We start from the raw sequence: 11,310 nt of genomic DNA on the forward strand, positions 1-11,310 counted from the left end.
TTGTGCGACGTTCGATGAGGTCTACGACGGGGGCGGCTGGCGTGCGTGCCGAGGCGTTGCGGGAACGGCGGGCGGAGATCGGGGAGTTCCGGCGCAGGGAGGTCCTGGTGCCGGTGGTCGACGGCTCGCTGCTGTCGGCGCAGGCGGGCGGCATTCGCTGGTTGTTTGCGTTCACGTCGGTCTCCGCGCTGGAACGGTTCGTCGAGGCGCGGGGTGAGGCCGTGCCCGACTGGGTGCCGGTGCACGGGGCGCGGCTGCTGGACCGGGTGGTCCCGGCCGTGGACGGCCCGGTCGGCATCGCGGTGGACGCGGGCAGCCCGGCGGGATGGGTCCTGCCTCCGGTGACGGGGATCGTGCCGGACTCGGTGGCTGTCGACGCGGGGGAGTCGGTGGCATGAGCGACGGCTACCAGGTCGATCCGGAGGCGATGGCACGGATCACCCGCGGCATCAACCAGGCGATGGCCGAACTGAAGGACTTCGGCTTCGACATCGAGGCGAACCTGGGACGCGGCTTCGACGACCTTTCCATGACCGGCCTGGAGGCGGGCGACGACGGCCTCCAGCAGGTCTTCGCGGACTTCTGCGACCGCTGGGGCTGGGGCGTGCGCTCGCTGATGCAGGACGCGAACGAGTTTGCGGGCCGGCTGGGGTTGTCGGCGGGGATCTACCACGAGCAGGAGCAGTACGTCTCCGACACCTTGAAGTCGGTGTGGACGGCGGGCACGGGCAACCCGTACCTCTCCCCGGACGAGGTGAAGGAACGTTCCTGGTCACAGACGCTGAAGGACAACCCGGTCTCCCAGGTGGCGAACGCGGACTACAGCGCGGAGTCCTTCACGTCCGGTCGGGACGAGGTGAACGCGGCCTGGTCGCAGGCGGCGGAGGACGTTTCGACCTCGACGGTGACGCCGGACGCGCTCTTCGATCCCCGCACGGACTGGCAGTGGAGCGGGCCTCCCACCGCGGATTCCCCGGAGGGTGAGGGCTGATGGGCTTCGGGGATCTGGTCAACGAGTTCGGCGATGGTCTGGAGAGCGCGGCCGACGGCCTGAACAAGGGGGTCGGCGAGGCGGTCGACTGGGGCACGGACAAGACGGCGGGCCTGCTGTCGGACGTGGGCGCGGACGGCGCGGCCGAGAAGGTCCGCGACTTCGGCGAGAGCGTGAACAACCGCCTGGGCGGCACGGTCGCCGAACGCGCCCTGGGCGAGACCGACGACCCGAGGGAACTGGTCCACGGCAGCGAGCCGGCCCTCCGCGAACGTGCCGGACATCTACGGAAGTTCGCGGCCGCCTTCGAGAACGTCGGCCAGGGCATGCGCTCGCTGGACCCGGGCGAGTGGCGGGGCCAGGCGGCGGACGCCTTCCGCGCGAAGTTCGACGTACAGCCCAAGCAGTGGCTCACGGCGGCGGACGCCTGCACGTCGGCGGCGGCCGCGCTGGAGGCGTACGCGGACATGGTGCGCTGGGCGCAGGAGCAGGCGCGGCTGGCGATCGAGAAGTACCGGGCCGGGCAGGACGCCTCCCGGCGGGCGGCGGACGCGTACGAAGGGCGGGTGTCGGCGTACAACCAGGCCGCCGGGCGCTACAACGCGATCGCCGAGGCGGGCGGCGACCCGGGCGCGAAGCCGACGAAGCCCGGCGACTTCGCCGACCCCGGTACGGCGGCCCGCAAGGAGGCGCAGGAGATCCTGTCCCATGCCCGCCGCGAACGCACCGGCGTGGCCGAGGACGCCCGCCGCAAGATCGCCACGGCCCTGGAAACGGCCCCGCCGAAGCCGGAGTTCACCGACCGCCTGGGCGCGGGCGCGGCGGACCTGTTCGTCGGCACCCAGCTCAACTCGGTCCACGTCCTGGGCGGCCTCCTGCGCGGCGGCACGGACGTTCTGAAACTGGCCCGCACGGTCAACCCCCTGGACCCGTACAACCTGACCCACCCCGGCGAGTGGTCCAAGAACTCCCAGCTGCTGCTCGCGGGCCTGGTGGGCACGGCTGCCCACCCCGAGCGGCTGCCGATGTCGTTGCTGGGGACGGGGTGGTCGAGCGACCCGGGGGACTCGGCGGGATACCTGCTCTCGAACCTGATCGGCGGGAAGGGTGCGGGGGGTGTGGGGCGGGCCGCGCTGAAGGATGGGCTGCGGGGGATGGTCGCGAAGGATGCGGCCAAGGGCGCGGCGCGCGACGGGGTGCGCCAGGGAGGCCTGGGGGCCACCGCCCGGAAGCTGTGGTGCAAAGTCTTCGGCAGCGACCCGATCGACATGGCCACCGGCCGTATGTCCCTGCCGCAGACGGACGTGTCGCTCCCCGCCCGACTCCCGCTGGTGTTCTCCCGCCAGTTCGAGTCGTCGTACCGGGCGGGCCGCTGGTTCGGCCCGTGCTGGACGTCGACGGCCGACCAGCGCCTGGAGATCGACGCCGAGGGAGTGGTCTTCGTCCGCGAGGACGGTTCGTTGCTGGCGTATCCGCACCCCGCTCCCGGTGTGCCGGTATTGCCCCTGGCGGGCGAGGGCCATCCCCTGACCATCGACGAGTACGGCGACTACACGGTCACCGACCCCGCCGCAGGGCGTGTGTGGGACTTCGCCGGACCGGGCGGCGACGGCGACGGCATCGCCCTGCTCTCCCAGATCATCGACCGCTCCGGCCAGTGGCTGACCTTCGAGTACGACGACGAGGGCGCCCCGACCGGGATCGTGCACTCGGCCGGCTACGACCTGCGGATCGAGCGGTCCGGGGACCGGATCACGGCCCTGCGCCTGGCCTCCGGCGAGGACACCGAACTGGTCCGCTTCGGTTACGACGCCGAAGGCCACCTGTCGACGGTCACGAAGTCCTCCGGCCTGCCGACCCGCTTCACCAACGACGTACTCGGCCGCATCACCGCCTGGACGGACACGAACAACTCCTCGTACCACTACGCCTACGACGACGAGGACCGCTGCATCTCCCAGGGCGGCGAGGCAGGCCACCTGAGCTACACCTACAGCTACGGCGCCCCGGACCCGACGACCGGCAACCGGATCGTCACGGCGGTCGACTCCCTGGGCCACAGCACTCTGTACGAGATCAACAGCGACGTACAGGTGGCGGCGGTGACCACCCCGGACGGCGCCACGACCCGCACCACCCACGACCGCGCCCACCGCCCCCTCGCGGTCACCGACCCCCTGGGCCGCACGGTGAGCTACGCCTACGACGAGGCGGGCCGCACGGTCCTGGCGGTCCGCCCGGACGGCCGCTACACCAGCGTCGCGTACAACGACCAAGGTCTACCGATCGCGGTGGCCGGCGCGGACGGCACCCATGTCGTGCAGCACTTCGACGAGTTCGGCAACCGCACGGCGGTGACCGACGCCTCGGGCACGACGACCCGGTTCACGTACGACGACCGGGGCCACCTGGAGTCCGTCACCAACGCCCTCGGGGACACCACAAGGGTGCGCTGCGACGCGGCGGGCCTGCCCTTGGAGATCACCGACCCCTTGGGCGCGGTGACCCGCTACTCACGCGACGCCTTCGGCCGCCCGGTGACGATCACCGACCCCACGGGCGCGGTGACGGCCCTGGAATGGACGGTGGAGGGCCGACTGTCCCGCCGTACGGCGGCGGACGGCACAACGGAGTCCTGGGCGTACGACGGAGAGGGCAACTGTGTCGCCCACACGGACGCGTCGGGCGCGATCTCCCGCTTCGAGTACACCCACTTCGACCTGCTGGCCGCCCGCACGGGCCCGGACGGCGTGCGCTACGAGTTCGCCCACGACACGGAACTGCGCCTGACGAGAGTCACCAACCCGCAGGGCCTGACGTGGAGTTACGAGTACGACCCGATGGGCCGCCTGATCGCGGAGACGGACTTCGACGACCGCACGCTGACCTACGAACACGACCCGGCAGGCCAACTGAGCGCCAGCACCACGGCATCCGGCGACCCGATCACCTTCTCCCGTGACGTCCTGGGCCGGGTGATCCGCAAGGAGGCGGCCGGGGCGGTCACGACCTACGCCTACGACCTGTCGGGCGCCCTGGCGGAGGCGACCGGCCCGGACGCGGTCCTGAGGCTGCACCGGGACGAGGCGGGCCGAGTGCTCTCGGAGACGGTGAACGACCGCACGCTCACCTACACCTACGACGTGCTGGGCCGCAGAACGGGCCGCACCACGCCAACCGGCGCGGCGACGACCTGGTCGTACGACGCGTCGGGCAACCGCACGGGCATGGTGGCGTCGGGCCGCACCCTCACCTTCACTCACGACGAGGCGGGCCGCGAACTGACCCGCCACATAGGCGAGTCGGTCACCCTGACCCAGTCCTTCGACCCGCTGGGCCGTCTGACAAAACAGGACCTGGTAGGCCCCGGCGGCAACCGCCTCCAGCACCGTGCGTACACCTACCGCCCCGACGGCAACCTCACGGCCGTCGACGACCACCTGAACGGCACGCGCCACTTCGACCTGGACGCGGCGGGCCGTGTGACGGCGGTCCACGCGACGAACTGGACGGAGACGTACGCGTACGACGAGGCGGGCAACCAGACTTCAGCCTCCTGGCCGACCGAGCACCCGAGCAGCGAATCGACCGGTAGCCGGGAGTATGTGGGCACCCGCATCACCCGCGCGGGGAGGGTCCGCTACGAACACGACGAAGCGGGCCGCATCACCCTCCGCCAGAAACCCCGCCTGTCCGGCAAGCCGGACACCTGGCGCTACGAGTGGGACGCGGAGGACCGCCTGACGTCGGTGACGACCCCCGACGGCACCCGCTGGCGCTATCGCTACGACCCGCTGGGCCGCAGGATCGCGAAGCAACGCCTGGCGCCGGACGGCGAATCAGTCCTGGAACAGGTGGACTTCACCTGGGACGGCACGACCCTCTGCGAACAGACGACGAGCTCCCCGTCCCACCCGAACCCGGTCACCCTGACCTGGGACCACCAGGGCCTGCACCCGCTGTCCCAAACGGAACGCATCACCGCGACCGACGCCCCCCAGGACGAGATCGACTCCCGCTTCTTCGCCATAGTCACGGACCTGGTCGGTACTCCGACGGAACTCATCGACGAGGCCGGGGACGTAGCGTGGCGCACGCGCAGCACCCTGTGGGGCACGACAGCCTGGGCCGCGGACAGCACCGCCTACACCCCACTCCGCTTCCCGGGCCAGTACTTCGACCCCGAAACCGGCCTGCACTATAACTGCTTCCGCCATTACGATCCCGAGACTGCCCGCTACCTCACGCCTGATCCCCTAGGCCTGGCTCCCGACCCAAACCCTACGACTTACGTTGCCAACCCTCATGCGCGAGTGGACCCATTGGGTCTCACACCATGCGAGATAGAGGGGACCAAGAGCGCGAAGGAACTCCGGAACTCTCCCGGTGCGGTGACAGGGGGAAGTTCGCTGCCAGACGTCGATGGTCAATGGCTCAAGGGGTCGGAAGGGAATGCCGGAAGAATCCCGGGGCAAGTAGCGAGAGAGCTCCAAGGAAGGGAGTTCGAAAGTTTTGACAAGTTCCGGCAAGCCTTCTGGAAGGAGGTCTCCCGACATGAGGAGCTTGCTGGGCAATTCGATAAATCGGGACAGACTTCCATGGCGGACGGCAAGTCTCCCTTCGCTCCGACAGCGCAACATCATGGTCAGGGGCGGTATGTCCTGCATCACGTGCAGCCCATCCAGCGTGGAGGAGGCGTATACGATCTCGATAACCTGGTCGTGGTCACGCCTCGATATCACGCGGAGATACTCGACGGCGGGTACCATTTCGGTAGCGGCTAGAAATTCCTACTAGGAGGTTGAGGATAGTGGTAGGGAAATCTCGAGAAGAATTGGTTCGAATGGTTCAGTTGCTTATCGATGCGCGCCTTCCCGAGGAGGAGGAAGACCGAATTGTTAATGAGCTGAAGTCGAGCGTTTTGCATCCACGGGTTACTGACCTGATCTACTACAACACCCCCAAACTGACGGCCGAAGAAGTGGTGGACAGAGCTCTCGCCTACCGTCCCATCGAGTTGTAGGCCTCCCTGCGCTTTGATTGGGCAGGCCGAGAGCTGGTGAGGCGGCCTCGGCGGAGGATGTTCGGACGCGGTCGCTGTCACTGGCGGGATCGGTCGCGAAGCTGGACAGCAGTGCTAGCTGGTGCGGTCACAGGAGGTGACGCAGCCGTACTTGACGGCTTGCTCATTACCTTCGACGCGTGCACATCCGACAGGGCTGCCTGCGGCGCAGGCTCCGGTCGAGCGCGAGGTCGCACGACCGAAGTCGCGACGGATCTACCACCCGATGGAGTACGAATCGGCTGAGGTCAAGCGCCGCAGCCGTCGTCGCTCTAGAACTAAGTCAGATTCAATCTTACGTAGATTGAGTCTTGCTTTAGCCTCGATCTTGCATGAGGGTCCGTCAGCTTGCTGACGGACCCTTTCTGGCGAGTGTTGGTGCGGAATTCCGGAGTCTGGGCAGGTTGAGTGCCCGGCTGTCGCGTCGGGTATGCGCCGAGTTCCACGGCTCCGGTGGGGCTGGTGCTGCTCGCAGGGGCGGGAATGTACTGGTCAGCCAGGGTTCGGTAGGGCCTGGAGCCGGTCCAGGGCATCGGTGACCACGTCAGTCCAGGGCCAGTGCCTGGCCAGGCGGAGGTAGCGGCGGCGGCCGGTGGTGACGAGCTGGGCGGCGGTGGAGAACAGCCGAAGCCGCAGGCGGCGGGGCTCCCAGAGTCGGGCTTGGCCGGTCAGGGCGAGCAGGGGCATCCAGGCCAGCAGGCCGAAGGCGATCTGGACGATCTCCAGCCAGATCTGGTTCTGCGCGGTGTCGTGGAGAGGGAGATTGCGCAGACCGGTGGCACGGGCGGCGCGGATGCGGTCCTCGGCGCGGGCCCGCTGCCGGTGGCGCAGTTCGAGGGCGGCGATCGCCTCGCTGGCCGTGTTGGTGGCGAAGCAGGTCAACCGCATGCCGTCGGCGTCGGTGAAACGCAACTGGGCACCGGGGTGCGGCCGTTCCTTGCGCACGATCAGCCGCAGGCCCTTCGGTCAGCCCGTCAGGCAGTCGCCGGCGAGTTCGGCCACCCAGGCGCCGTCGCGGATGTCGCCGTCGGGTTCCACGGCCGGCGTCCAGGCCGAGGCCGGGACTTTCAGGAGGGCCTGGTGGACGGCGTCGGTGATGGTCATCCCGACCGAGTACGACAGCCAGCGCCCGCGCCGGGCGAGCCAGGCGACGAACTCGTGGGTGCCGCCGCCGGAGTCGGTACGGATCAGCGTCTGACGCCCGCGCCGGAGCCGTTTCGGCAGCTGGGCCAGGGCCAATTTCGTGGCTTCGATGTGGTCGGCGGCGGTGTTGGAGCCAGCGTTGCCGGGCCTCAGCAGGCCCACGACCGGCTCGCCAGACCCGCCGCGGCCGTGGTCGACGAACCCCATCAGCGGGTGGTGCCCGAACGTCTTCTTCCAGGTCGCGGCGGCGTCCTGCTTCTCGGAGTGCGCCAGGACGAGGACCCCGTCGATGTCCACGATCACCTGCCCGCCCGCATCCGGCGCCGCGTCACCGGCCAACCGCCAGACGTGTTCACGCACTTCGGCACAGGCGGTGCGCAGCGCGGCCAGGACCCGCTTGCCGCCCGAGGCCAACTGTCCGACCAGGCGAGAGACCGTCGGGTCGGAGGCCACCGACCCGAACACGGCCGGCTCAGCCCGCAACAGGGCCACGTCGGCTAGGCAGTCCCCGCCCAGCGCGAGGGCAAGCGCCACATCGAGCAGGATCTCTCCCGGATCGTGCACCGCCCGCGGCTTGCGCCACGGCTCAAGCGCCGCCGACATCGCCGCATCCAGATCCGCCTTGCGGGCCGTCTCGACCAGCAGCACCGCACCGGCCTGCGAAACCACGCCGCGACCACCGCCCTCCGCGCGGACACGCGGATAGAACCCGATACGCTTCTTCAGCTGGAAAGTGCCTCCGGCGGTGGCGGGAACAAGGACCTCAGCAATCCTCATTCTCGCTGGTCAGAGGCACTTTTTACGTTCATCATCAACAGATGGACAGCCCACCTCGGAAAGCGGGAGGTTAGGAAACGCCCTTGCGCAACGACGCGAGGAGGCGGTCGAGGTCCCCGCGTGCCGTGTACGTACGGATCGGGTCGATGTAATCGCGAGACTCGATGATCTGACCGTCCCGCACACGCATGACGAAGACGCAGGGCACCTTGGGCCTGGAGTCGTCCAGCAACGTGAACTCGTAGGCGAACTCGGCGACGATCACTTCAGGATCGGCGGTCTCGTGGACGACGACATCGACGACACTCCTCTTCGGCAAGGACTCCCGCATTTCCGGCGGCACCGTGAAGTGCTCCCGGAGCGCACGCCGACTCGTCAACGGCTCGGACTCCGGCGTCGCCATCGGATGCCGAACATCCGTAACCTCGCCGTACAGGTCAGGCAACTCGCTTGAGTTCCCGTCGGCGACCCCATGAACAAGGCGGAGAAACACTTCACGCGGACTCAGACTCACAAGACCCCCCAAGTGATACGCACAGGCAGCTGATCATTATCGCCTGATACGAGCCGGTGTTGCGGACTGTCTCGACCAGCAGCACCTCACCCGTCTGATCCCACGGCCGACGCGCTGGACGCGACCTGCAGATACAGGTCAGCACTCTTCATCTGAGAAGTGCGCTTCCGCAGCAACGTCCAGGACCCTCCACAGGTCCCATCTGCGCAGGTCATGAGTGCTCCTCGCATCTCTGATCAAGCGGTAGACGGCACTGCTCGTGAAAGCCCGAGGTTAGCTCGTGCTGTCTTCCGGCACGTCGAGGCCGTCCTACGTCGGTTTCCTCGCTACGAGGTACGCCCGGGACAGCTTCTCCTCGTCGAGGGGCTCCCTGAGGACTCGGACGATCACCTGCAAGCCCGCCTTGGCGAGGGGCTCGGCCACCGCCTCCGGGGTGCGCAGCCAGTAGTCGAGGGAGATCTTGTGGCCGAAGCGTTCGTCGAGGTGCATGTGGGTGCCGCCGGGCTCGTACTGGAAGCCGATCAGGGCGTGGGCGCCGGGGGCGAGGACGCGGTGGAACTCTGCGAAGGCCGTGGGGAGGTGGTCGTCCGGGACGTGGATGATCGAGTAGAGGGCCGTGATGCCGCCCAGGGTCTCGGACGGTAGGTCCAGGGAGGTCATCGAGCCCACGTGGAAGCGGAGGGCGGGGTGGGCTCTGCGGGCCAGTTCCACCATTTTCGGGGAGACGTCCACGCCGAAGACCGGGATGCCGAGGTTGTGGAGTGCTGCGGTCACGTGGCCCGGGCCGCTGCCGATGTCTGCCACCGGGCCCTTGCCCTGCTCCTTCACCAGCTCCGCGAAGCCCGTGATCTGGGCTCTGTCCAGCGTGGGGATGCCGGCCCAGTCGGAGAACTGCTGGGTGTAGGGCTCGGCGATCGTGTCGTACGCGGTTCGGGTGGCCCGTATGAAGTCGGGGGTGTCGGCGTTCACGGGCTGCACCCTAGTGGGGCGGCTCCGGGCGGCGGATGGGAAGTCGCGGCGCGCCGTGTGGAGTTTGCCTGGCGGTCATCGGGGGCTGGGGTGCGGGGACTTCAGGGCTTCGAGGAAGGTCGTGAAGGCGGCGGGCGGGAAGGTGAGGGTGGCCCTGGTCGGGGCCTTCGAGTCGCGTACGGCTATGCGGGAGCGCAGGTCAGCCACCTCCACGCAATCGTTGCCCTCGCCTCCACCGGAAAAGGACGACTTCTTCCACTGAGCGGCGGCGGTCATGGTGGTCCTCACAGTTCTTTGGCCAACCGGTGGATGAGGTCACGCGACTGGTTCGGAGTGAGTGACCCCTCCTTCACCTTACGGAAGAGCGTTCGAAAGTGCGCGAGTTGGGCTGCGGAGTCCAGGAAGGCCGTGCCGTGCGGGGCGTCGCGGACCACGGTGTCCAGGGCGGGGACCGTTCCACCCAAGTGCACCATGGCGCTTCCGGCTCCGGCGAAGTCGTCCAGCCCGAAGGGGATGACCCGAACGGTGACGTGGTCGGCCTCGCACATCTCCAGGATGCGGGCCAGCTGGGTTCGCATCGCGGTACGTCCGGCAACCTTGATGCGGAGTGCTGCCTCGTGGATCACGGCGTCGTACGGCATCGCTGAGGCGTCTTCGATCACGACCTTCCGCCTCATCCGGTGATCTACGCGGAGCTCCACCTCGCTCTCCGGGAACTCTGGATTCATGTAGGCGAAGAGGGCCCGGGCGTAGTCCTCGGTCTGGAACAGCCCTGGTACGTGGATGACGGCCACGTCGTGGCGGAACGTGGCGTGGTGATCCAGCTCGGCGAGGTCCAAGTAGGCGGCGGGAAGAACTCCTCGGTACTCCTCCCACCAGCCCTGGGTCCGGTCGGTCGCCATTACCACCAGTGCCTCGATCAATTCCGCATCCGCGCACGTGTAGTTGGCGGCGATCCGGCGCAGGCGCTTCTCGCTCACGCCGGCGAGTCCGTATTCGATCTGGCTGATCTGTGCGGTGCTCACCCCAAGTAGATCCGCAGCCTGGCGGTTCGTCAGACCCGCTGCTTCGCGGAGCCTGCGGAGTTCGACCGCCAGGCGCAACTGACGTGCGGTCGGTTCGCGCCTCAGCGCCATCGCCTGCTCCTCCCAACGCGCCTGGAGGCGCGGCTCGTTCGGATGCAGATTACGGGATCAGCTCGCGAAACCTAAACGCTAATCCCTGCTGTCGGTGACGCAACGCACACTCTGCGGAAGTGCACCACTCCGTCCTGCCCTGGCGGTTGCGGCGATGCCACTGCCCGAAAGCCCCACCAGAACCGGAGCTGACGCATGCCCGAAACCGACCCCTGGGAATACACCCTCTACATCCCGAACGACCTCCGAGCTGTCACCGTCGCCCGCCGCACCCTCCGCCTGATCCTCACGATGCACGGCCTGATCCGCCTCGCCGACACCGCGGAGCTCCTCGCGGCCGAGCTGGTCTCCAATGCCGTACGGCATACGAAGGGGCCTGCGGCTCTGCGGGTGCGTTGGTCGGCGGGGGTACTGCGCATCGGGGCGTGGGATGCGGACCCTGGGCCTCCCGAGCCGCCGGGTGAGTTGGATCTTTTGGGGGAGGCGGAGGAGGGGAGAGGGCTGGCGTTGGTCAAGGCATGTGCGGATCCGTGGGGGTGGCAGCCGTTGGCCAGGCATGGCAACCGGGGGAAGTTCGTGTGGTGCGAGCTCGCCGCCGCCTGATACGGGCCGTGGGGTCGCCCGCTTCTCTTGCGGTGTCGCGCTTCCGCGAGCCGGGTCAAGGGCGCTCCGCCGCCGGCCCACCCCTGACGCGGCTCAATCCAGCGTGGTGAGCGGG

The 11,310-nt window shown here is 68.4% G+C and carries 9 protein-coding genes and 1 pseudogene; 5 read left to right on the top strand and 5 right to left on the bottom strand.

Annotated elements, in window-relative coordinates:
* Positions 1–41: 41 nt before the first annotated feature.
* From ABZT93_RS02395 to ABZT93_RS02410, 4 genes are read left to right on the top strand one after another with little or no spacing between them, the layout of a single operon-like run.
* Positions 42–398, top strand: coding sequence for an SseB family protein (locus ABZT93_RS02395; protein WP_356097632.1), 357 nt, complete (start codon positions 42–44; stop codon positions 396–398).
* On the top strand, positions 395–991 hold the full coding sequence (locus tag ABZT93_RS02400) for a hypothetical protein (RefSeq protein ID WP_356097635.1): 597 nt from the start codon (positions 395–397) through the stop codon (positions 989–991). The genes ABZT93_RS02395 and ABZT93_RS02400 overlap by 4 nt, the downstream gene beginning before the upstream one ends.
* A complete protein-coding gene (locus tag ABZT93_RS02405) occupies positions 991–5,775 on the top strand; it encodes a putative T7SS-secreted protein (RefSeq protein WP_356097638.1) in 4,785 nt (1,594 codons plus the stop codon). Before ABZT93_RS02400 ends, ABZT93_RS02405 begins: the two co-directional genes overlap by 1 nt.
* A gap of 59 nt (positions 5,776–5,834) precedes the next feature.
* On the top strand, positions 5,835–6,014 hold the full coding sequence (locus ABZT93_RS02410) for a hypothetical protein (protein WP_356097641.1): 180 nt from the start codon (positions 5,835–5,837) through the stop codon (positions 6,012–6,014).
* 531 nt (positions 6,015–6,545) lie between these two features.
* Here the strand turns inward: ABZT93_RS02410 and ABZT93_RS02415 are convergent.
* From ABZT93_RS02415 to ABZT93_RS02435, 5 genes and pseudogenes are all read right to left on the bottom strand, one after another.
* Positions 6,546–7,922: pseudogene (locus tag ABZT93_RS02415) on the bottom strand (IS1380 family transposase).
* 121 nt (positions 7,923–8,043) lie between these two features.
* Positions 8,044–8,487 (bottom strand): nuclear transport factor 2 family protein, encoded by a 444-nt coding sequence (locus ABZT93_RS02420; RefSeq protein ID WP_356098427.1) that lies wholly within the window; start codon positions 8,485–8,487, stop codon positions 8,044–8,046.
* Between the two features lie 309 nt (positions 8,488–8,796).
* A complete protein-coding gene (locus ABZT93_RS02425; RefSeq protein ID WP_356097644.1) occupies positions 8,797–9,456 on the bottom strand; it encodes a class I SAM-dependent methyltransferase in 660 nt (219 codons plus the stop codon).
* Positions 9,457–9,531: 75 nt separating this feature from the next.
* On the bottom strand, positions 9,532–9,732 hold the full coding sequence (locus tag ABZT93_RS02430; RefSeq protein ID WP_356097647.1) for a DUF397 domain-containing protein: 201 nt from the start codon (positions 9,730–9,732) through the stop codon (positions 9,532–9,534).
* A gap of 8 nt (positions 9,733–9,740) precedes the next feature.
* Positions 9,741–10,592 (bottom strand): helix-turn-helix transcriptional regulator, encoded by an 852-nt coding sequence (locus tag ABZT93_RS02435; protein WP_356097649.1) that lies wholly within the window; start codon positions 10,590–10,592, stop codon positions 9,741–9,743.
* 195 nt (positions 10,593–10,787) lie between these two features.
* Here ABZT93_RS02435 and ABZT93_RS02440 point away from each other — a divergent pair, with 195 nt between their 5' ends.
* Positions 10,788–11,195 carry an ATP-binding protein gene (locus ABZT93_RS02440; protein ID WP_356097652.1) on the top strand — a complete coding sequence of 136 codons (408 nt, stop codon included), beginning with the start codon at positions 10,788–10,790 and terminating at the stop codon, positions 11,193–11,195.
* The last annotated feature ends 115 nt before the right edge of the window (positions 11,196–11,310 follow it).

The sequence above is a fragment of the Streptomyces sp. NPDC005303 genome, from assembly GCF_040607335.1.
Classification (GTDB): domain Bacteria; phylum Actinomycetota; class Actinomycetes; order Streptomycetales; family Streptomycetaceae; genus Streptomyces.

What these genes read in the sequence shown, in the direction of transcription:
- ABZT93_RS02400 (WP_356097635.1), top strand. Translation starts at nt 395, where the DNA reads ATGAGCGACGGCTACCAGGTCGATCCGGAGGCGATGGCACGGATCACC.
- ABZT93_RS02405 (WP_356097638.1), top strand. Translation starts at nt 991, where the DNA reads ATGGGCTTCGGGGATCTGGTCAACGAGTTCGGCGATGGTCTGGAGAGC.
- ABZT93_RS02410 (WP_356097641.1), top strand. Translation starts at nt 5,835, where the DNA reads ATGGTTCAGTTGCTTATCGATGCGCGCCTTCCCGAGGAGGAGGAAGAC.
- ABZT93_RS02430 (WP_356097647.1), bottom strand. Translation starts at nt 9,732, where the DNA reads ATGACCGCCGCCGCTCAGTGGAAGAAGTCGTCCTTTTCCGGTGGAGGC.
- ABZT93_RS02435 (WP_356097649.1), bottom strand. Translation starts at nt 10,592, where the DNA reads ATGGCGCTGAGGCGCGAACCGACCGCACGTCAGTTGCGCCTGGCGGTC.
- ABZT93_RS02440 (WP_356097652.1), top strand. Translation starts at nt 10,788, where the DNA reads ATGCCCGAAACCGACCCCTGGGAATACACCCTCTACATCCCGAACGAC.